Annotated in this window: 21 protein-coding genes; 14 read left to right on the top strand and 7 right to left on the bottom strand. The window is 59.1% G+C overall.

What is annotated here, in order from left to right; all coding sequences use genetic code 11:
• Positions 1-3 precede the first annotated feature (3 nt).
• Entirely contained in the window at positions 4-1,044 is a 1,041-nt protein-coding gene (locus tag AC2TEL_RS01590) for an ornithine cyclodeaminase (RefSeq protein ID WP_480839192.1), read from the top strand.
• Between the two features lie 50 nt (positions 1,045-1,094).
• Here the strand turns inward: AC2TEL_RS01590 and AC2TEL_RS01585 are convergent, their stop codons facing one another.
• Genes AC2TEL_RS01585 through AC2TEL_RS01575 form a run of 3 tightly spaced genes read right to left on the bottom strand, consistent with a single transcriptional unit; the run spans position 1,095 to position 4,205 of the window.
• A complete protein-coding gene (locus AC2TEL_RS01585; protein ID WP_480901535.1) occupies positions 1,095-2,498 on the bottom strand; it encodes a TRAP transporter large permease in 1,404 nt (467 codons plus the stop codon).
• Between the two features lie 3 nt (positions 2,499-2,501).
• Entirely contained in the window at positions 2,502-3,131 is a 630-nt protein-coding gene (locus AC2TEL_RS01580) for a TRAP transporter small permease subunit (protein WP_480901534.1), read from the bottom strand.
• A 57-nt stretch (positions 3,132-3,188) separates the two neighbouring features.
• Positions 3,189-4,205 (bottom strand): C4-dicarboxylate TRAP transporter substrate-binding protein, encoded by a 1,017-nt coding sequence (locus AC2TEL_RS01575; RefSeq protein WP_480839186.1) that lies wholly within the window; start codon positions 4,203-4,205, stop codon positions 3,189-3,191.
• 411 nt (positions 4,206-4,616) lie between these two features.
• Between AC2TEL_RS01575 and acs the strand changes: the two genes are divergently transcribed.
• The 8 genes from acs (at position 4,617) to AC2TEL_RS01535 (ending at position 14,013) form a co-directional block, all read left to right on the top strand.
• Positions 4,617-6,581, top strand: coding sequence for an acetate--CoA ligase (gene acs / locus AC2TEL_RS01570; RefSeq protein WP_480901533.1), 1,965 nt, complete (start codon positions 4,617-4,619; stop codon positions 6,579-6,581).
• Between the two features lie 7 nt (positions 6,582-6,588).
• Positions 6,589-7,272 (top strand): adenylate kinase, encoded by a 684-nt coding sequence (locus tag AC2TEL_RS01565; protein WP_480901531.1) that lies wholly within the window; start codon positions 6,589-6,591, stop codon positions 7,270-7,272.
• A 184-nt stretch (positions 7,273-7,456) separates the two neighbouring features.
• Entirely contained in the window at positions 7,457-7,741 is a 285-nt protein-coding gene (locus tag AC2TEL_RS01560) for a DUF4212 domain-containing protein (RefSeq protein ID WP_480840208.1), read from the top strand.
• Positions 7,742-7,746: 5 nt separating this feature from the next.
• On the top strand, positions 7,747-9,531 hold the full coding sequence (locus AC2TEL_RS01555) for a sodium:solute symporter family protein (protein ID WP_480839180.1): 1,785 nt from the start codon (positions 7,747-7,749) through the stop codon (positions 9,529-9,531).
• A 109-nt stretch (positions 9,532-9,640) separates the two neighbouring features.
• Entirely contained in the window at positions 9,641-11,464 is a 1,824-nt protein-coding gene (locus AC2TEL_RS01550) for a DUF294 nucleotidyltransferase-like domain-containing protein (RefSeq protein WP_480839178.1), read from the top strand.
• Between the two features lie 27 nt (positions 11,465-11,491).
• A complete protein-coding gene (locus AC2TEL_RS01545) occupies positions 11,492-12,010 on the top strand; it encodes a hypothetical protein (protein WP_480839176.1) in 519 nt (172 codons plus the stop codon).
• 5 nt (positions 12,011-12,015) lie between these two features.
• Positions 12,016-13,425 (top strand): 3'-5' exonuclease, encoded by a 1,410-nt coding sequence (locus tag AC2TEL_RS01540; RefSeq protein WP_480901530.1) that lies wholly within the window; start codon positions 12,016-12,018, stop codon positions 13,423-13,425.
• A gap of 87 nt (positions 13,426-13,512) precedes the next feature.
• Positions 13,513-14,013, top strand: a complete 501-nt coding sequence (locus tag AC2TEL_RS01535; RefSeq protein WP_480839172.1) for a flavin reductase family protein — start codon at positions 13,513-13,515, stop codon at positions 14,011-14,013.
• Between the two features lie 3 nt (positions 14,014-14,016).
• On the opposite strand, the gene AC2TEL_RS01530 is transcribed toward AC2TEL_RS01535, so the two are convergent.
• From AC2TEL_RS01530 to AC2TEL_RS01520, 3 genes are read right to left on the bottom strand one after another with little or no spacing between them, the layout of a single operon-like run.
• The gene (locus tag AC2TEL_RS01530) at positions 14,017-14,496 is read right to left on the bottom strand and encodes a DUF6505 family protein (RefSeq protein ID WP_480901529.1); all 480 of its coding nucleotides are present in this window, start codon (positions 14,494-14,496) and stop codon (positions 14,017-14,019) included.
• Positions 14,493-15,191: a biotin/lipoate--protein ligase family protein gene (locus tag AC2TEL_RS01525; RefSeq protein ID WP_480901528.1), complete on the bottom strand. Its 699-nt coding sequence runs from the start codon at positions 15,189-15,191 to the stop codon at positions 14,493-14,495. Before AC2TEL_RS01525 ends, AC2TEL_RS01530 begins: the two co-directional genes overlap by 4 nt.
• A complete protein-coding gene (locus AC2TEL_RS01520) occupies positions 15,188-16,249 on the bottom strand; it encodes an Mrp/NBP35 family ATP-binding protein (protein WP_480839166.1) in 1,062 nt (353 codons plus the stop codon). Before AC2TEL_RS01520 ends, AC2TEL_RS01525 begins: the two co-directional genes overlap by 4 nt.
• A gap of 129 nt (positions 16,250-16,378) precedes the next feature.
• On the opposite strand from AC2TEL_RS01520, the gene AC2TEL_RS01515 reads away from it, so the two are divergent.
• Entirely contained in the window at positions 16,379-17,107 is a 729-nt protein-coding gene (locus tag AC2TEL_RS01515) for a c-type cytochrome (protein ID WP_480901527.1), read from the top strand.
• Here AC2TEL_RS01515 and AC2TEL_RS01510 read toward each other — a convergent pair.
• Positions 17,101-19,056: a 4Fe-4S binding protein gene (locus tag AC2TEL_RS01510; protein WP_480901526.1), complete on the bottom strand. Its 1,956-nt coding sequence runs from the start codon at positions 19,054-19,056 to the stop codon at positions 17,101-17,103. The two genes, AC2TEL_RS01515 and AC2TEL_RS01510, sit on opposite strands and share 7 nt — an antisense overlap.
• 259 nt (positions 19,057-19,315) lie before the next feature.
• On the opposite strand from AC2TEL_RS01510, the gene AC2TEL_RS01505 reads away from it, so the two are divergent.
• The 4 genes from AC2TEL_RS01505 to AC2TEL_RS01490 all read left to right on the top strand — a co-directional run bounded on the left by AC2TEL_RS01505 (position 19,316) and on the right by AC2TEL_RS01490 (position 21,304).
• A complete protein-coding gene (locus AC2TEL_RS01505; protein ID WP_480861873.1) occupies positions 19,316-19,870 on the top strand; it encodes a DUF3305 domain-containing protein in 555 nt (184 codons plus the stop codon).
• Positions 19,867-20,439, top strand: coding sequence for a DUF3306 domain-containing protein (locus AC2TEL_RS01500; RefSeq protein ID WP_480861874.1), 573 nt, complete (start codon positions 19,867-19,869; stop codon positions 20,437-20,439). The genes AC2TEL_RS01505 and AC2TEL_RS01500 overlap by 4 nt, the downstream gene beginning before the upstream one ends.
• Before the next feature lie 3 nt (positions 20,440-20,442).
• The gene (locus tag AC2TEL_RS01495) at positions 20,443-21,054 is read left to right on the top strand and encodes a TorD/DmsD family molecular chaperone (RefSeq protein WP_480839157.1); all 612 of its coding nucleotides are present in this window, start codon (positions 20,443-20,445) and stop codon (positions 21,052-21,054) included.
• 61 nt (positions 21,055-21,115) lie between these two features.
• Positions 21,116-21,304: a ubiquinol-cytochrome c reductase iron-sulfur subunit N-terminal domain-containing protein gene (locus AC2TEL_RS01490; RefSeq protein ID WP_480839155.1), complete on the top strand. Its 189-nt coding sequence runs from the start codon at positions 21,116-21,118 to the stop codon at positions 21,302-21,304.
• Positions 21,305-21,399 lie beyond the last annotated feature (95 nt).

The following is a 21,399-nucleotide window of genomic DNA, read 5'->3' as shown; positions in this document are numbered from 1 at the left end:
CCGATGCAACCTTCAGACAAGGCGCTTGTCCCTTTTGTTTCCGTCGACAACATGATGCGGCTGGTTCACCATATCGGGGTCGAGGCGATGATCACTCAGATCGCCACCCAGATCGAAGCCGATTTCAAACGCTGGGAAAGCTTTGACAAAACGCCCCGCATCCCGGCGCATTCGCCTCATGGCGTGATCGAGTTGATGCCGACCTCCGACGGCGAGGCCTACGGCTTTAAATACGTCAACGGCCACCCCAAAAACACCTCGGAAGGGCTTCAGACGGTGACCGCCTTTGGACTGCTGGCAGATGTCTATACCGGCTATCCCACTCTGCTGACCGAGATGACGATGCTGACCGCCCTGCGCACTGCGGCCACATCCGCTTTAGTCGGTAAGTATCTGGCACCGAAATCCGCAACCACCATGGCAATGATCGGCAACGGGGCGCAGTCGGAGTTCCAATGCCTGGCATTCAAGGCGATGTGCGGGATCGATACGGTTCGTCTTTATGATACCGACCGCAACGCAACCGCAAAATGTGCCGCCAACCTCGCAGGCAAAGGATTGACGGTTGTTTCATGCAAAACACCCGAAGACGCGATTGAAGGCGCTCAGATCATCACAACCTGCACGGCCGACAAGAAATACGCGACGATCCTGACGGACAACATGGTCGGCCCTGGCGTACACATCAACGCCATCGGCGGTGACTGCCCGGGCAAGACAGAACTGCACCGCGATATTCTGCTGCGGTCGGACATCTTTGTGGAATACCCCGAGCAGACACGTGTCGAGGGCGAGATTCAGGCACTTGATGCCGACCATCCGGTGACCGAGATGTGGCAGGTCATGACCGGGCAGGCGACAGGCCGAACCGACGACCGCCAGATCACTCTGTTCGACAGTGTCGGGTTCGCGATCGAGGACTTCTCAGCCCTTCGCTACATAAAGAACGCTATAGAAGGCACAGATTTCTTTGAGCCTTTGGACATGCTTGCGGATCCGGATGACCCGCGTGACTTGTTTGGGATGCTGATGCGGGCAGGTTGAAGAACCCGCTTAAGCGACCACCTGGCCCCGGCAGGTCGCCGGGGCCTTTTTTATCCGGCCAATGACGGCAGATAGAGGACGATCCCCGGAAACGCCACAAGCATCGCGATGGTCAGCGCGTCGGCGATGAAAAATGGGGTAACGCCCTTGAATACATCCTGAACGCTCAAGTCCGGGCGGACACCGGCCACAACGAAACAGTTCAAGCCGATGGGTGGCGTGATCAGGCAGAACTCGGCCATTTTTACAACCAATATGCCAAACCAGATGGCGCACATCTGACCGGACATGCCGAAGGTACTTTCGGCGGCGGACACTGTTTCTCCTCCGTTCAGGGCCATGACTGCCGGGTAGACCACTGGCAATGTCAGCAGGAGCATTCCGATTGCATCCATGAACATGCCAAGCACTGCATAGGCCAGAAGTATACAGATCAGGATCAGCATCGGCGACATCTGCAGCGATGTGATCCAGTCCGAGAACGCGCCCGGAAGATCGGCAAAACCAAGAAATCGCACGTAGATCAGTACGCCCCAGATGATCGCAAAGATCATCGCAGTCAGCTTCGCCGTCTCTAGCAAGGCGGACTTGAGTTCCTTCCAGCGCATGCCGTGGAACAGTGCAAAACAGAAGACGATAAAAGCCCCGATTGCGCCACCTTCCGTTGGCGTACCCCATGCTTTTTCACCGAACGGGTTATAGACAAAGCAAATGATGATCAGGATCACGGCCACAATGGGCAACGCACCCGGCAAGGCGGAAAAGCGTTCTTTCCAGGAAAACCCGGTTACCGGTGGTCCGACGGTTTTGAAAAACACCGCTATTCCGACAATCAGCAGACCGTAGACCACGGCAGAAAACGCGCCGGGAATGAACCCCGCCAGCAGCAGCTTTCCCACATCCTGTTCGACGATGATGGCATAAATCACAAGGATCGCCGATGGGGGGATCAATGAGGCCAGTGTTCCACCCGCCGCGACCACGCCAGCAGCGAAACGTTTGTTATAACCCACGGATAGCATCTCGGGGATGGCGATACGTGCAAACACCGCCGATGTAGCGACCGAGGCTCCGGACACGGCCGCAAATCCGGCGGTGGCAAAAACGGTCGAAACCGCCAGCCCCCCAGGCACCCAAGCGACCCAGCGCTTTGCGGCTTCGAACAGCGCGCGTGTCAGGCCAGCGTAATAGGCCAGGTACCCAATCAAGATAAAAGTTGGAATCAGGCTCAGCGTATGCGAGGCCACCTTGGAATGCGGTACCTGCCCTGCGGTTTTGACCGCAACCGTGAGAGCCTTGCCAAAACGACCAGGGTCGTACCCGAACTTGGCCCAGAAGATCCAAACCAGTCCGATAAGCCCCGCCAGCCCGGCGGCAAAGGCCACGCGCATCCCGACCACGACCATCACCAAAAGGCCACCCGTGACCCAAAGTCCGATTTCGATCGTGTCCATGAGTTACGAGCGCCCTTCGAACTGTTCGGCCTCTGCCGCCGCCTGAGCCGCAGCATCCTGAATCAGCGGAACGGCAACCGGTGTATCCAGTCCCAGAACCAATGCGCGGCCGTAGCCCCACGCTTGCAGGACCAGGCGCAGGCTCAACACCGAGAAGGCAATTGGCGCCAGCAGCTTCGCGGGCCAGATCGGGATACCAATATCGATCGAGCTGTCGCGGCTCCATAGTGGTGCACCGAAATCAAAGGATCGGTCGAAATGGGACCAGCTCCCCCAGACCAGAGCCAGCATCAGCACCAGGATCAACAGGATCGACAGCAGTTCGAACAACCACAGCGCCCGTCCCTTCAGGCGTGAGATCACGATATCCATTCGGATATGGCCGCCGCTGCGCTGAACGTACGAAATCCCCAGAAAGGCGATCAGCGGCATGGCTTGCTCGATCCAGTCCACGTAGCCCGGAAGCGGCGCGTTCAGCGCGTTTCGACCGCTGACCGACACGACCGCCAGCACCATCAGTCCAAAAACCGCAATTCCACTGATCAACGCCAGAAAACGCTCGAGACCCAATAGTCGTCGATCCAGACGGCTGATCAGGCTGCCGTCTTCCAACACCGTGGCCTGTCCTGCCATCCCGGTGATCCCCTTTCATGTAAAGGCCGGGCACGAGGCAGCGCCCGGCCCGATCTGTCAATTTCCGCCGCGCTGCTGTTGCAGGGTCGTCTGAACGAGATCATAGAGATCCTGAGCAGGCAGACCCTGTGCGGTCATGTCCTCAATCCACTTTTCGCGGATCGGGTCCGCCGCCTTGGCGCGGAATTCCTCGATTACAGCGTCGTCGATCGTGACCTTCTGAACGCCTTTTTCATCCAGAACGCTGTCCCATTGCTCCAACAGGCCACCGTAGTTGGCCAGGTAATGATCAATGGCCTCGTCAATCGAGCTGTCCAGCGCTTCGCGGTGTTCCGCAGGCAGGGCGTCGTAAGCTTCGATATTCACGACGACCGGACAGTTGACCGTTCCCGGATTCAGGTTCGCGGTCCACCAATCGGCTTCGTTGATCGTACCGAAAGACAAATGCGCGTGCTGTGCGAAAGCCACCGTGTCGACCACACCGGATTCCATCGCGTTGAAAGCTTCGGTCGCGGGAACCGACGTCGGTACACCGCCAACGGCCTCAAACGCTTGTCCCAGACCACCGGTCGCGCGCACCCGCATTCCGTCGAAATCAGTCAGCTCGTCACGCGGGTCGCCAGTGCCAACCAGATTGTATTGCGGCATGGGCGACGTCATGATGATCTTGGCATTCCATTGCGCCATCTCATCCTTGACCGCCGGATGATCATAGACGGCGTGGCTGACGGCCACTTCTTCGTCCAGAGTGTTCACGCCCAGAAACGGCAATTCCAGCACGGTGATCGCACGGTTCTTGTCACGATGGTAACCCGCGCAGAACTGCGCCATTTCAAACGCGCCAATCTCGATCCCGTCCAGGTTCTCGCGCGGTTTTGACAGACCGCCATAGCTGACATTGATAGTGAAATCACCGTTGGTTTTTTCACTGACCAGCTCAGCCAGCTTTTCTACATGTTCGGTAAACGCCCGGCGCTTGCCCCAGACCGAGGCATTCCATTCGGTGGCAGCCGCTTCGGTGACAAACGCCATGCTCAGGGCGGCGACAGCTGCACCGCTCAACATCTTGTTCATTATGATTTCTCCCTTTGGTGCGCCCCCTCCCGAGGCGCTTGAACGTAAAGCTAGCGCCAACCATAGGATGTGCCAACCCCCGCGCCGGAAACCGCCTGGATCAGGAGCCGCACGTGGGTTGGGGAACCGATTCCAGATTATCCGCAACCCGAATGAAGATTTTGCACATGCAAACTGCTTACAGGTAGGCCGTTGTTTTTTAGCATATTTTACAAACTGAAAGGGATTTCTTTACACATTACGCAATGAGAAAAAAATTTCTTTACAAACAAATCCAAGGATTACGGCAATTTATTTATTTATTTTCTGAACCACGTATTATCCAAATCGGGGAGGATATGGGTCGACATTGTGTAATCGGCTGGCAAAATCGGTCCATAGAATTTCAATCCTAGAGGGAGGAGCCTCAGAATGACCACCGCTGCCCAGGCAGATGCCAAGGTATATCCGCCATCCGCAGAAACCGTCGCGCGTGCCCATGTCGATGCTGACAAATACGCCGATATGTATACGGCATCGGTGAGCGACCCCGACGCGTTCTGGGGCGAGCACGGCAAACGGATCGACTGGATCAAGCCATATACCCAGGTCAAGGACGTCAACTACAATTTCGGGTCGGTCAAGATCAACTGGTATGCGGACGGAACGCTGAACGTCTCGGCAAATTGCCTGGATCGTCACCTGAAGACACGTGGTGACCAGACCGCCATCATTTGGGAGCCGGATGATCCGAACGACGCAGCCCAGCACATCACCTATGCCGAGCTGCATCGCCGCACCTGCCGGATGGCCAATATTCTGGAATCGATGGGCGTGCGCAAAGGCGACCGCGTTGTCATTTACCTGCCGATGATCCCCGAGGCCGCATATGCCATGCTGGCCTGCGCCCGCATCGGCGCGATCCATTCCATCGTTTTTGCCGGGTTCTCGCCCGACGCGTTGGCAGCCCGGATCAATGGCTGCGACGCCAAGGTTGTCATCACCGCAGACGAAGCTCCGCGTGGCGGCCGCAAGACCCCTTTGAAGTCCAACGCGGACGCGGCCCTGCTGCACTGCAAGGACACAGTGAAGTGTCTGGTGGTCAAGCGCACCGGCGGTCAGACCACTTGGATCGACGGCCGCGACTACGATTACAATGAAATGGCGCTGGAGGCCGACGATTACTGCGCACCGGCTGAGATGAGTGCCGAAGATCCTCTGTTCATCCTGTACACTTCCGGCTCGACCGGTCAGCCCAAGGGCGTGGTACACACGACCGGTGGTTACCTGGTCTATGCGGCGATGACGCATGAGATCACTTTTGACTATCACGACGGAGATATCTACTGGTGCACCGCCGACGTGGGCTGGGTTACCGGCCACAGCTATATCGTCTACGGTCCGCTGGCCAACGGCGCGACCACGCTTATGTTCGAGGGCGTGCCCACCTATCCCGATGCGGGACGCTTTTGGGAGGTCTGCGCCAAGCACAAGGTCAACCAGTTCTACACTGCTCCGACAGCGATCCGTGCGCTGATGGGTCAGGGCAACGAATGGGTTGAGAAACACGACCTGAGCGATCTGCGCCTGCTTGGCACTGTGGGTGAGCCCATCAACCCCGAAGCCTGGAACTGGTACAATGACGTCGTCGGCAAGGGTAAATGCCCGATCGTCGATACGTGGTGGCAGACCGAAACGGGCGGTCACATGATGACGCCCCTGCCCGGCGCGCATGCATTGAAACCCGGCTCTGCCATGAAACCGTTCTTTGGCGTCCAGCCAGTCGTTCTGGATCCGCAATCCGGCGTCGAGATCGAAGGCAACGGCGTTGAGGGGGTGCTGTGCATCAAGGATAGCTGGCCTGGTCAGATGCGCACTGTCTGGGGCGATCATGAACGGTTCGAGAAGACCTATTTCTCGGACTACAAAGGCTACTACTTCACCGGCGACGGATGCCGTCGCGACGAGGATGGCGACTACTGGATCACCGGCCGTGTTGACGACGTGATCAACGTCTCGGGTCACCGTATGGGAACGGCCGAGGTTGAAAGCGCTCTGGTGGCTCATGCCGCTGTCGCTGAGGCCGCTGTTGTGGGCTATCCGCATGAAATCAAAGGACAAGGCATCTATTGCTATGTCACTCTGATGAATGATCGCGAGCCTTCGGACGATTTGCTGAAAGAGTTGCGCACCTGGGTCCGGACTGAGATCGGCCCGATTGCGTCGCCAGACGTGATCCAGTGGGCACCGGGCTTGCCCAAGACCCGCTCGGGCAAGATCATGCGCCGTATCCTGCGCAAGATTGCCGAGAACGACTTTGGCTCGCTGGGTGACACGTCGACACTCGCCGATCCATCGGTGGTCGAAGACCTGATCGAAAACCGCGCGAACAAGTGAGGTTGTGATGGACGCTGCCACGATCACCACACCCACCGTTCTGATCCTTCTCGGCCCTCCGGGCGCCGGGAAGGGCACACAAGCCCGTATGCTGGAAGACAAGTTCGGGCTCGTTCAACTCAGCACCGGAGACCTGCTGCGTGAAGCCGTCGCTGCCGGAACCGAAGCGGGGAAAGCTGCCAAGGCAGTGATGGAGGCCGGCGATCTGGTCAGCGACGAGATCGTTATCGCCATTCTACGCGACCGCATGGCCCAGCCGGATTGCGCCAAAGGTGTCATTCTGGACGGTTTCCCGCGCACCACGGTTCAGGCCGAGGCGCTGGATGAGCTGTTGGCTTCGACCGGTCAAAAGATCAACGCCGCGATCAGCCTCGAAGTTGAAGACTCGGAAATGGTGACCCGTATCTCGGGCCGCTACACCTGTGCCGGCTGCGGTGAGGGGTACCACGATCAGTTCAAGCAGCCTTTGGTAGACGGCAAATGCGACAAATGCGGCAGTACCGAGTTCAAGCGCCGAGCGGACGACAATGCGGAAACCGTGGCCTCGCGGCTGGCGGCCTATCACGCGCAAACCGCTCCGTTGATTGAATACTACCAGGCTCAGGGCGTGCTGAAAGGCATAGACGCCATGGGTCAGATCGATGACATCGCCCGCGACCTGCAAGATCTTGTGGGCGAAGTCATGAGTTAAGGGGGAGGAGAAAAGCCCCAAGGCTTTGATCCTAAAACAGAATACTTCAAGGGACCCGCCTTGGCGGACCGGTGGAGTTTTGCCTGACGCCAAGCCGGCGTTCGGCACAATCGAGAAGCGGCCCAACGCCCTGGAGGAAACTGGCAGCGGGCCGCCAAACGAGGAAGCGAAGGAGGAACCCGCGATGGCGGATAATTCGACTAACTCCGCGCAGACTGCCGACGCCGATAAGGGCTATTGGCAGGCCAACCTGCGCCTCATTTACATCAGCCTCGCAATTTGGGCGCTGGTGTCGTTTGGATTCGGCATTCTGCTGCGTCCGATGCTGTCCGGCATCGCCATCGGCGGGACCGACCTGGGCTTTTGGTTTGCTCAGCAGGGATCAATTCTAGTCTTTCTGGTGCTGATCTTCAACTACGCCTGGCGCATGAACAAGCTGGACACTGAACACGGCGTGGACGAGGAGTAATCAGCATGGACCAGTTTACCATCAACCTGCTGTTTGTCGGCGCGTCTTTTGCGCTGTACATCGGCATCGCGATCTGGGCCCGTGCGGGGTCCACATCTGAATTCTACGCCGCCGGTCGCGGCGTTCACCCGGTCACCAACGGTATGGCGACAGCGGCGGACTGGATGTCTGCGGCCTCGTTCATCTCGATGGCGGGCCTGATTGCCTTTACCGGCTACGACAACTCGACCTTCCTGATGGGTTGGACCGGTGGCTACGTGCTGCTGGCCCTGCTGCTTGCGCCCTACCTGCGTAAGTTCGGCAAGTACACCGTCTCGGAATTCATCGGCGACCGTTTCTACAGCCAGACCGCACGTGTCGTTGCGGTTGTCTGTCTGATTGTTGCGTCGGTCACCTACGTGATCGGTCAGATGACCGGCGTGGGCGTGGCCTTTGGCCGCTTCCTTGAGGTGTCGAACACGTCCGGTCTGCTGATCGGTGCTTGTGTCGTGTTTGCCTACGCGGTGTTCGGCGGGATGAAAGGCGTGACCTATACACAGGTCGCTCAGTACTGCGTGCTGATCACCGCCTACACCATTCCGGCGATCTTCATCTCGCTGCAGCTAACTGGCACCCCGGTTCCGGCGTTGGGTCTGTTCAGCGACACGGCCAGTGGTGAGCCGCTGCTGACCAAGCTGGACGCAATCGTGACCGAGCTGGGCTTTGCTGACTACACAGCGCACCATTCGAACACGCTGAACATGGTGCTGTTCACGCTGTCGCTGATGATCGGTACCGCCGGTCTGCCGCACGTGATCATGCGCTTCTTCACCGTGCCGAAAGTGTCTGACGCTCGTTGGTCGGCTGGCTGGACGCTGGTGTTCATCGCGCTGCTGTACCTGACCGCCCCTGCGGTTGGCGCAATGGCCCGTCTGAACATCACCGACATGATGTGGCCCAACGGTGGCATCGACGGTGGCGCTGTCTCGCTCGAGGAGATCGACAATGATCCGCGCTACGACTGGATGCAGACGTGGCAGAAAACCGGTCTGCTGGACTGGGAAGACAAGAACGGCGACGGCAAGATTCAGTACTACAACGACAAGTCCGAAGCCATGCAGGCAATCGCGGAAGAGAAAGGTTGGGTCGGAAACGAGCTGACCAAGTTCAACCGTGACATCCTGGTTCTGGCCAACCCTGAAATCGCCAACCTGCCGGGTTGGGTGATCGGTCTGGTGGCTGCCGGTGGCCTTGCGGCTGCCCTGTCCACGGCGGCGGGTCTGTTGCTGGCGATCTCGTCGGCTGTGTCCCACGACCTTGTGAAAGGCGCGATCAATCCGTCGATCTCTGAAAAGGGAGAGCTGCTGGCCGCGCGTATCGCCATGGCCGTAGCCATCGTGGTCGCAACCTATCTGGGTCTGAACCCACCGGGCTTTGCGGCGCAGACGGTTGCTCTGGCCTTTGGTCTGGCGGCGGCCTCGATCTTCCCGGCGCTGATGATGGGGATCTTCTCGACCCGCATCAACAACACCGGCGCGGTTGCTGGTATGCTGGCTGGTCTGACCGTGACGCTGGTCTACATCTTCCTGCACAAAGGTTGGCTGTTCATTCCGGGCACCAACTCGTTCACCGATGCTGACCCGCTGCTGGGTCCGATCAAGTCGACCTCGTTCGGCGCAATCGGTGCAATGATCAACTTTGCAGTCGCATATGTTGTTGCCGGTATGACCAAAGAGACTCCGCAGGAGATCGTGGAATTGGTCGAAAGCGTACGCATTCCCCGTGGCGCGGGCGCAGCTCAGAATAAATGAGCATGATGCGGCATATGGTTAACTTCCATATGCCGCGTTTTTCGATCTACTGTTCCCGCCCGGCATCCCACCGGGCGGGATTTTTCAACCAGAGACCCGGAGACACCTGATGCCCCTGTCCCATGACGAAATCACCCGGTTTCTGAAATCCGTGCATCCCTATGATGCCCTGCCCCATGAGGTGCTGGACGATCTGGCCAAACAGATCGACGTCTGGGAAGTTGACGAAAATTCATCTGTCTACGAGATGGGCAATGCCCTGCCCGGCGTGTTTGTCATCTATGAAGGACAGGTGGAAATCAGCGATGAAAACGGCGCTGTCGTGTCTCATCTCGGGTTGCGCAATTCCTTTGGTGAGCGGGGGCTGCTCAAGGATGGCAAAGCCGCGACACACGCGCGCGCTCACACGCCGGCGGTTCTGATTGTGCTGCCGCCTGATTTGGTGAAGAACCTGATTGACGGGCATGACGTAGTGTCGAAGTTCTTCAATCGCACACGCGGCGAACGCAGCGGACCGCAAAGTCTGGCTACCACGGCCATTGACGTGCTGATGGCGCATAACCCTGCCACCTGCCCGCCGAATACGCCTATTAGAGAAGCGGCTCAGATGATGCGAGACCGTCACATATCGTCGCTTTGTGTTACCGACGGCGACGCGCTGTTGGGTATTGCCACGCTGCGAGACATTTCGGGAAAATTCGTTGCAAACGGAATGCCCAGCGATACCCCGATTTCAGACATCATGACGGCAAATCCAACGACGCTGTCCCCCACGGATATCGGGTCGGATGTCCTGCACGTCATGATGGAACGCGGTATTGGCCATATTCCTATTTCCGAGGGTGGTAAACTGGTCGGCGTGGTAACCCAAACTGACCTGACACATTACCAGGCTGTCAATTCGGCAGAGCTGGTGCGTCGGATTGCCAAAGCAAACTCGGCCGAGGACATGGCTCAGGTGACGGCGGAAATCCCGCAATTGTTGGTACAACTGGTTGCCAGCGGCAATCGGCACGAGATTGTGACGCGCCTGATCACCGACATTGCCGACACCGCCACGCGACGTCTGTTGGCACTGGCCGAGGAAAAGCTGGGTTCGCCCCCGGTGCCCTATCTCTGGCTGGCCTGTGGCTCGCAAGGGCGGCAGGAACAGACCGGCGTATCGGATCAGGACAATTGCCTGATGCTGGATGACAGCGTGTCTGAAGCTGACATGGGCTATTTCGCGAGCCTCGCAAAGTTTGTCTCGGACGGGCTGGATACCTGCGGGTATTTCTATTGCCCCGGCGACATGATGGCGACGAACCCGCGATGGTGTCAGCCGGTGCAGGTCTGGCGCGATTATTTCCAGGGTTGGATCGCGAAACCCAACCCCGAGGCGCAAATGCTGGCCTCGGTCATGTTCGACCTTCGTCCCATTGGCGGTTCGTTTGATCTGTTCACCAACCTGCAGGCTGACACGCTGGCCGCTGCCAACGCGAACTCGATCTTTGTGGCACATATGATCTCGAACTCGCTGAAGCACACGCCGCCGCTGGGACTGCTGCGCGGCTTCGCCACCATCCGCTCGGGCGAGCACCGCAACACGCTGGACCTGAAGCACAACGGTGTGGTGCCGGTTGTCGATCTGGCGCGCGTCTACAGCCTGCAGGGCCAACTGACCGAGGCAAACACCCGTGCACGTCTGAAGGCTGCCGAAGCGGCGGGTGTTCTGAGCCATTCTGGTGCTCATGATCTGCTGGACGCCTACGATCTGATCGCAGAAACCCGGCTGGAACATCAGGTCCGGTTGGTCAAATCCGGCGATAAGCCGGACAATTACCTGCCACCATCCGAATTATCGGACTTTGAGCGAAGTCATCTGCGCGATGCCTTCGTCGTAGTAAAAACGATGCAATCCGCAGTTGGTCACGGCAAGGGAATGCTGGGCTAAAACGCGGTTGAAGAACGGAGAGACGACATGTTTCTGGAATTGATCGGCACGGTCTTTGCTGGCTTTGCCTTTGCCGGCATCGTCATGTTGGTAAACAAGCTGACCGGGGGCCGGTTCCCCAAGTGGGCCGCGCCTGTTGCAGCAGGTGTCGGTATGATCGCCATGACCATCTCCAGCGAATATTCATGGTACGACCGCACCCGTGATCAACTGCCTGAAGAATTGACCATCGTGCAAGAGGTCGAAAGTCGCGCGTTCTATCGACCCTGGACCTATGCCGTGCCTTTCGTCGACCGGTTTGCCGCCATCGACACGGTATCGGTGCGCACCAACGATAACGTGCCGGAACAGCGCCTGGTCGACCTCTATTTCTTTGGCCGCTGGGCTCCGGTCTCAAAAGTTCCCGTCGCCGTGAACTGTGCGGAAAACAGCCGGGCCAATCTGGCAGACGGTGCCGAGTTTGCCGATGACGGCCGTTTATTGAATGCCGACTGGATTTCCGCCGGCGCCGGCGACCCGGTTGTCGAGGCGACCTGCGGGGTGTGACACGGATGAACCACCTCAGCTTTCGCCTGCGGATCTTTCTGTTCTTCTGCCTGTTAGCTGTTGGCGGGCTTGTGGTCAGCTCGGCCGCACTGTGGTTCAGCTACACACGGGTCGAAGACCCGGATCTGGTCGATGCCTACATCTTTGCCGAAATCCTGATTGCCTTTGGTTTCCTGGGATTGGTTGTCGGGGTCTGGCTGTTGTTTGATGATAATGTCGCGAAGCCAGTCGAACGCCTGTCTTCTCAACTGCGCGCCCGTGCACATGCGGGCGTCAGCACGGAACTGGACCTGCAGGCAGCGCGCTATCTTGGCGATCTAGCTCCCGCCGCAGCGGGGCTTGCGGATCAACTGGCCGAAAACGCGATGAACACTGCCCAGGCAGTGGCAGCAGAAACCGCGCATCTGGCCGCCGAAAAGCAGCGCCTGACAGCCCTGCTGACCGAAATCCCGGTCGCCATGTTGTTGGCCGGGCCAAAGCACCAGATTGTCCTTTATGATGCGCAGGCGGCCGACGTTCTGGCGCAGATCGCGCATCCCCGGCTGAATGCCTCTCTGTTTGATTATCTCGAAAGCACGGGCCTGACCGACTCGTACAAGGAAATGATCAAGACCGGGATGGAGGTCGAGTGCGCGTTGACAAGTGTCGACGGGCGTCAGACTTATTCGGCCCGCATGAAGCCATTGGGCAACGCACCGGGCTATATGCTGATATTCGACGAAAGCGCCGCGCAAATGCGGCCCGAAGAAGCGCGTCCACTCGTGTACAACTTCGACCTGCTCGACACCGCAGCCGACGCCGCCTTCGAGCATCGGACGGTATCAGATCTGACCTTTGTCGTCTTTGATACCGAAACCACCGGGCTGCTGCCGCACAAGGACGAGATCGTACAAATCGGCGCGGTTCGGGTCGTGAAAGGTAAGATTGTCGACGGCGAACAGATCAACACTCTGGTCGATCCGGGTATCCCCATTCCACCAGCGTCAACGAAAGTGCACAGGATCAACGATGCCATGGTTCAGGGTGCGCCTGACATAGTCGAAGCCGGACGCAGCTTTCACCAGTTTGCGCGTGACGCGGTTATCGTTGCCCACAACGCGCCGTTTGACATGGCCTTTCTGCACCGGCACGCGGCCCGGATGGAGGTCGAATGGACCCACCCGATACTGGACACCGTCCTGTTATCCGCCGTGTTGTTTGGGGCCAGCGAAACGCACACTCTGGATGCCGTCTGCGAACGTTTCGACATCACTATTCCGGAGAACCTGCGACATACTGCAATGGGTGATGCGGTGGCGACCGCCGAGGTGCTGGTTTGCATGCTCCCGATGCTGACGGCCCGGGGCATGGTCACTTTTGGCGATGTCATCGCGCAAACCCGCAAACACGGGCGATTGCTGGAAGACCTGAACTAACCAAAAAGATGTAACCTCTACCGAGCTTTTCGTGGACAATCCCGGCATGGCGTGGCACCTGAGACAGGCCCAGTGAACGAGCGTGCGATGACCGAAAAGACCTTTACGCCCAGCCCAGATCAAAGCATGGCCTTCCGCGAGGCCCTGGGGTGCTTTGGCACCGGTGTCACGGTGGTTACGGCGCATACGGAAAACGGTCCACACGCGATCACTGTCAACTCATTCTCGTCTGTTTCTCTGGACCCGCCGCTGGTGCTTTGGTGCCTGGCCCGCGACTCGCACCGGTTCAATACCTTCAGCACCTGCCAGACGTATTCAATCCATGTCATGGCGCAGAACCAGCAGGATCAGGCGTTGAAATTTGCCCGCGACGGATTGGATTTCTCGCACGCGGATTGGCAGCTGGATGATGCCGGGCGCCCGCAGCTGGCAGGTTGCCTGGCCCGTTTCGACTGCAGCCTTCACAACTGCCACGAGGCCGGGGATCACCTGATTCTGGTCGGTCACGTCGACAAGGTCATGTACCGAAAAGGCCAGGGGCTTATCTTCAAGCGCGGTCAGTTCGGCGGATTCGCAGATCTGTTCTAAGGGCTATTCGTCCAAAGACCCATGCACGGCCAGCGCATCCAGTTGGGCATCCTGCGGAGCGATCACACGGAACGCCTCGTGTACCCCCGCCCCGGTCAATTCGCGCGACACCGTCAACAATGTGTTCGGCGCGTGGTCTTCGCACAATTCCGACATATGGGCCAATTCTGCCTGAGCCACATCAATCGCAGCCTCGACCGATGGTGCGCCGTAAAACTGCACGAAGTGCTCGGCCAGATACCGGGTGATCTGTTCTTGCTCAGCCGGTTCTATTTGGGTCACGGCCACGAAAGTCGCACGTCCAAAGGTCTCCAACCCCAGCCATCCGTTTGCGAAAGCCTGCCGCGCCTTGCCTTCAAGATCGCCCTCGCCCCAATTCGAGAACTCGAACCCACCCGAGATGCACCACTCACCGGTGCGGGCCGGCGAGTGGAAGACGTTCATATCGCTTTCATCGAAATGAATGGCACGTGCGAGTTTCATCCCGTGTCCTCCAGCAATTCCGTCAACGGGCGCAGATGTGTTTCTGCACCGTCGCGGATCAACATACCAAACCGCTCATCGGTGCCAAGGAACACGCCTTGCCCATTGATCGGCTCGCCAACGCCGCGCAGCAGACCCATCCATTCGGCGTGCAGAGGCGCGTTGCCGTCCTCCTGCCAGCGGTTGAGCCAGGTCAGCATATGGCGCGACCAGCTTTCGACCAGTTGCGGGGCAGATACGTCGGCGCATCCTTCGTCGTAAAGGGCTGTGACGTCCGGTGCCTCGCCCGGCGCGTCGCTGGTCTGCAACAAGGCAAGTTCCCAACCGATCACCAGCCAGTCCGGCATCGCGTCTGGCGCATTGTTGGATGCAACAGCGCGAAACCGGCCGCACCGCGCACCGTTAACGCATATCAGCCCATCCCAGCCCAGATGCACAGCAACCTCAGGCGGCGCGAGTGCGCCAAGTGCGTTCTGAAATCCCACGGCACACAGTGGCAGCATCGCCATGGCGTCGGCCAGTGGAACCTCGGGCGCAAACACGATGGCGACCCTCAGGCGATCGGCCTGAATGGAATAAACAACGGCGCCAGAGTCGCAGCCCAGCGCTGCCATGGCCTGCGCCCGGTCGAATGGGTCCTCCCCACCCTGCACCGGATGGCCCGTCAGCAAAGGGGGAAAGACCGGTTCGCTCATGCGTAATCTTTGGAGATCATATCGCGGGCGATCTTTCGGAAGGCCTCGGCCTGCGGCGTGTCGGGCTTGCTGACCACAATCGGCGCGCCACCATCTGCCGCTACCCTGATGTCCAGATGCAGCGGAATTTCACCCAACAATGGAACGCCCAGCGCTTCAGCCTCGGATGCAACGCCGCCGTGACCAAAGACGTGTTCCTCATGCCCGCAGTTCGAGCAGATGTGGGTGGACATGTTCTCGATCATCCCGACGATGGGTGTCTTGAGCTGGTTGAACATGTCAATCCCCTTGCGGGCGTCGATCAGCGCCACGTCCTGAGGGGTCGAGACGACGATGGCACCGTCCACCTTGAACTTCTGGCTCAGCGTCAGTTGCACGTCGCCGGTGCCGGGCGGCAGGTCCACAATCAGCACATCCAGTGCGCCCCACTGAACCTGGTTCATCATCTGCTGAAGCGCGCCCATCAGCATCGGGCCACGCCATACGACCGCCTGTCCTTCGTTGGTCATCAGACCCATCGACATCATCGTGACACCGTGATTACGCAACGGCAGAATCGTTTTGCCATCCGGGCTGGCCGGACGTCCCGAGACGCCCAGCATCCGAGGCTGCGACGGACCGTAGACATCCGCATCCAGCAGTCCCACACGCCGCCCTTCGGCAGCCAGAGCACAGGCAAGGTTTGCCGATACAGTGGATTTGCCCACACCGCCCTTGCCCGAAGCAACAGCGATGATCCGGTCCACACCGGGAACGGCCTGTGGCCCGGTTTGCGACGGCTTTGGCTTCGGCTTCAAATCCGGCGGTGCTTTGTCCGAATGCGCCGTCATCATGGCCGAGACCTTGGTCACCCCATCCACCATCTGCGCCGCCTTTTCGGCAGTGGCACGAACCGGTTCCATCTTTTCGGCTTGTTTGGGATCGATCTCCAGCACAAACCGCACCGTGTCGCCATCCACGTTCAACGCGCGTACGATGCCGGCGCTTACAATGTCCTGACCGGAAACCGGGTCGGTGATCTTTTTCAGGTTCGCCAGAACTGCGTCACGGATGCTCATGCGCCCTTCCCCTTGATCGGCCCGGTGGGGGCATTGCGTATCGACAAAAATCCGTCGCCGCTCATTGCATGTGTCTCCGTCTGATTCAGTTCATTTGACGCATTTGACCGGTGCCCGTTAGGCTGGGCCATGCGCTTTGTCCTCTTGTGCCTGAGCCTGACGCTCTCTGCCAGCCCTTCCTTGTCGCAGGAGGCGCTTGGGCTTGCAGCCCCTGACGAAGTATCAAGCTCCGGTCTTTTGCAACATATCCTTCCGCGCTTCTCTCTCAAGACCGGGATACGCGTTGTCGCAGAAGAAAACGGAGAAATGTCGTTGTCTCCCGCACCGCCCGGGGATCCTGTTTTTGCCCGAGACGGCGTTGTCTACCACTTGCAGACCGAAGACAATGCGCGCCAGATCCGGTTTCGCGATTGGCTGTTGTCCGATATCGGAAAGCGCACGGTCGAAAGTTTCACTCCGCCGCAGGGCGCGCCTTTCACCGCCAGTTTTGGGATCGCTGCGGTCGTGGAAAAGGAAACCGTCGACGGCGATGTGACCTTAGGCGAAAAACTGTCGATGACCCATTGCGGCAGATGCCACGTGATCGGACCGCAAAACCGGATGAACGGGCTGGGATCGACTCCGTCCTTTGCCGTCTTGCGCGCGATGCCGGACTGGTCCGACCGGTTTCAGGCCTTCTTTGCCCTGAACCCGCACCCTGCCTTCACCCAGATCAAGGACGTCACCCCACCGTTTGCCATAGACCGGCCCTCACCTATCCATCCGGTCGAGATGACGATGGACGACCTGGAAGCGATCCTCGCCTTCGTCGCCGCCCTCAGCGCTGCCGATCTGGGTGCACCTTTGCAGTTTCAGTGATCCTTGCGCTTTGAAAAGTAATCTTCGGTCGTCACAACGGGCGGCCTTGGTTTCGATGTAAACGGATTGTCCTGACTATGGAACTGCGCGTTCACACGGCAGTTGTCGCACATTTGGATCATCCTTGCCTGTTCCGACGTGGCAAACATCGGATGCGTGCCCGAGAGTTTCTCCATGACCCGTTCGACGGTCGATTTCACTCCGAACAAGGCGCCACATTCAATGCATGCAAAAGGTTCTTCCTCATTCAGCACCCGTTGCGATAGTGCTGCGTCACTCAGGTCAAACTGTGGCACCAGTGTTATGGCCTGTTCCGGACAGATTGTGCGACAGAGGCCGCACTGCAAGCAGGCATCTTGTTGAAAATTAAGCTGCGGCTTGTCCGGGTTGTCAATCAACGCACCCGATGGGCAAAGGGACACGCAGCTCAGGCACAGGGTGCAGGTGTCCGTGTTCACGGCGATTGCGCCGTAAGGAGACCCTTCGGGCAAGGGCAACGGTGCTTCAGCCCCCGGATTCAATGCCTGGGCTGACAGCCGTGCGATTTGTCGCCGGTTGCCCAGCGGCAAGACAGGTTCCGTCAAAGGTGACGGCACGTCCTGCGCGTAAAGAATGTCTGACATCGCATCGGGGTCGTCGACGTCAATCAGGCTCAGTGCCGCTTCCCCGGCAATGGCCTGCGCCAGCGGCAATTCCCGGTTCAGCGCATCGCGTTCGGTTTGAGGAGACAGCAGAACATCCACGCGTGCAAATCCATGCGCCAAACCGGCCAGCATTTCCGCATGCCCGAACCCCGACACACCATTCAGTTCCAGCGGAATGACATCGGCCGGCAAACCCCGGCCAAACCGCGCCGCCATCCGGATCATCTCGGCCCCATGGCCGTCATGAACCAACAATCTCGGTGCCGCCCCACCCGCGCGGCGGTAGGTGCGGGCCAGGATATGCATCCGCGACAAGACGGACGAGACCGGCGGGTCTTCGTATGTGATTGCCGTCGAGGGACACAGGGCGGCGCATTCCCCGCAGCCCGCACAGATCATGGGATCAATCGCAACATGCTCGCCCGCGGGCGTTATCGCTCCGGTCGGGCAGACGTTCAGGCAATTGGAACACGCCACCTGCTCGGCCCGCGAATGGGCGCAGAGGGATTCGTCCAACCGCACGTAAAGCGGTTTTTCGAACGTGCCGACGAGTTGGACGGCTTCAAGGGCCGTTTTCGTCACAGCAACCGCGTCGCGAGGATCCGCGCGAAGATAGCCTTCGCGCTTCTCCGGCGCAGAGACCAGAGGCGTGTCACCCGTCAGGTCGACAATAATATCGCAGCGTGACGTGGCGCCGTCCCGGGGTGCGCTCCACCCAAAAGCACCGCGCCCGCCGGGCTCTAACTGCTGAACCTGATCCAGACGCAGGACGAAGCCGCCCAGCGCGCCCGTTAAGTCGCGCAGCCGGCCACGCACGACATCATATGCGCGGCTCATCGGTTCGGCCGCATCTGTGACCAGAACTGTGACAGCCAGGCTATCGGAAAGGAGATCGGCCATTTCGAATGCAACGTCGCCCGGTCCGATGATGCAACATGTGCCTTCGCTAATCACATCGACACTGGGGGTTTCGGGCCGAGGCAGCAGAGCTTCCGCGGCGAGGGCCGCCATTTTTGGCGTAGCTTCGCCGCCTTGTTCGGACCATCCCGCCCGATCGCGTAAATCGACAAAACCCGGCAGATCAACATCCAGCTCCTCCGCCAGCTCGCTGAAAACCTGCGTTTCTTGTCCGCAGGCGATCACCGTGGGTTCACCTTGCTGCAACAGGTTCGCCGCCACCTCCAACTCACGCGTGCATAGGGCCGTGTGCACCCTGGTGCAGGTAGTCCCGCAGGCCGAGGAAATCGAATCGGGGTTCAAAGATTGCGTCCCCGCACAATCGCATAGCAAAATCTTCACCGCCATCGTTCTCCCCGCGCAATTACCCCATCCAATGCAGATTAGACCTTATCCGGTTAGTGGCAATGCGAAGGTGGCGAAGAAACCCGACTTTATGCACTATTTTTCATCACGCCTGGCCTCGCTCATCAGAACAGGAGACAAAAACGAATAAATAATTAGTGAACGCGACCTATCCCTGCCTGTGAGGTCTTGGCACGTGACCGTATTGTGTACCATAGTACATCACAGAAAAGGCAGGGGAGAGCCTTTTCGGGGAGGAAGCGTGGCCAAGGCCGCAAGTCAGATCGAAATGCCGATTGGCGTCATCGTACGCAAAACGCCCGGGGTCACTCGCTGGGCAAAGTGGAACTGGCGTGCCGTAGCTGCGTTACCCGGTGCAGGGCCTGCAGACTGGCAGGAATTGCGCCGCGAGGGTGAGGCCGTGGAATACCATGCGGCCACCCTGCCCCTTACCCTTTGGGCAGATGAGACCGAAGCCTACATGGTAAACCTTTCAGATGGGCAGCCCTCAATCTATCTGGTCCTGCGGGATGAGTTGGACGGAGATACTCCGCTGAACGCCGTTCTGATCACGGCTTCTCCATTCGAAGGTCAGGATTACGCCGATACCGGTGAAGAGATCGTCGAGAAGATCCCCATGAGTGACGGGCTCATTGCCTGGGTGCGAGATTTCACCCTGCAGCATCACCGGGATGAGGTTTTCGTCAAACGTCGCCGTGACAAGCAGCGCGTTGATCTGGTCGAAGACGGCCGCGGGGACGCTCGCATCCGGCAGGCAACGGACGTCTATCGCGCGCCGCGGAGGGTCGTGCAATGACCGAAGCCCGCGATTTCTGGTCCCGCCGCAAGGCTGCCGTTCAGGCCGAAGCCCAGGCTGAACGCGAGGCCGTCGAAACGCAAGCGCTGTCCGCCCAACAGGCCGAATTGGAAGAAAAGAGTGATACTGAGATTCTGGCTGAGCTGAACCTGCCGGACCCCGACCAACTGCAAGTGGGCGACGATGTCTCGGGCTTCATGGCAAAGGCCGTTCCCGACCGTTTGCGTCGTCGCGCCTTGCGTCGTCTATGGCGGTTGAATCCGGTTCTGGCAAATGTGGACGGCCTGGTCGACTACGGCGAGGACTATACGGACGCCGCCTGTGTTATCGAGAACCTCCAGACTGCCTATCAGGTCGGTAAAGGGATGTTGACCCATGTCGAAGCCTTGGCAGCCGAAGCGGAGGAAGTAACGCCGGAAGACGAACCCGAAGCGCCGGATGCCGAACTGGAACCGGAACTGGATGAAGACCCAGCACCCGAACCTGTTTTGGTTGCCGAAGCGGAGGAGCCGGACGAGGCCGAACTGCCCCCTGCCCCGCGCCGCATGAAATTTGAATTCGAAGGATAACGTATGAACGCAGATAACGCGCCAAATCTGGATGTCTCGGCCGAGGATCGCCTGCGCGCGGATTTTTACAACTTTCTCGGGCTGCTTCTGGCGACCCCGCCTGATCAGATGCTGCTGGATCAGGTATCCGGTCTGACCGGCGACGACACCGATCTGGGTCAGGCCATTCAGGCCATGTCCCGCGTGGCCAAGGTGACCAAGCCAGCGGCGGCAGAGCGGGAATTTAACGCGCTTTTCATCGGGCTGGGACGAGGTGAGTTGCTGCCCTATGCCAGTTTCTACCTGACCGGTTTCCTGAACGAGAAACCTCTGGCCCAGCTGCGCAATGATATGGCCGCGCGTGGGATCACTCGGGCAAAGAATGTCTATGAACCCGAGGACAACATCGCATCCTTGATGGAGATGATGGCGGGGACGATTATCGGCCGCTTTGGCGCCCCTGCCTCACTGGAAGAGCAAAAAACGTTCTGGAACAAGCACATCGGCCCGTGGGCCGCACATTTCTATTCGGATTTGGAAGCTGCCGAAAACTCGGTCCTTTATGCATCCGTCGGTACCGCCGGACGCATTTTCATGGAGATCGAGAGGGAAGCGTTCCGGATGACGGCAGTGTAATCCGCTGCCATTCGCCAGCGTCTGAACTGACGCTACTTCGCAAATGGGAAAGGAGGAACCCATGAGCAAGACCAAGGAAGAAGGTGCCACGCGCCGTGACTTCCTGAAACTGGCCGGAACCGCAGCTCCCGCTGCCGTCGCCGCAGCCAGCCTGACCGGGAAAGCCGAAGCGGCCGAATCGCCGACGGATGAAACCCGCATTCAGGACACCGCGCACACGCGCGCCTACCTCGACAGCGCCCGGTTCTGACCCGGACGATGTCACTAACCGACGGACGGTTGCGATTGGCCCTGATGTCGGCACCAGCAGTACCAAGCCAGCCATGGCTTACATGGCGAGCAAGG

The sequence above is a fragment of the Ruegeria sp. HKCCD9138 genome (assembly GCF_057220975.1).
The sequence above is the reverse complement of the archived record's forward strand: the minus strand, read 5'-3'. Positions and strand labels throughout refer to the sequence as shown.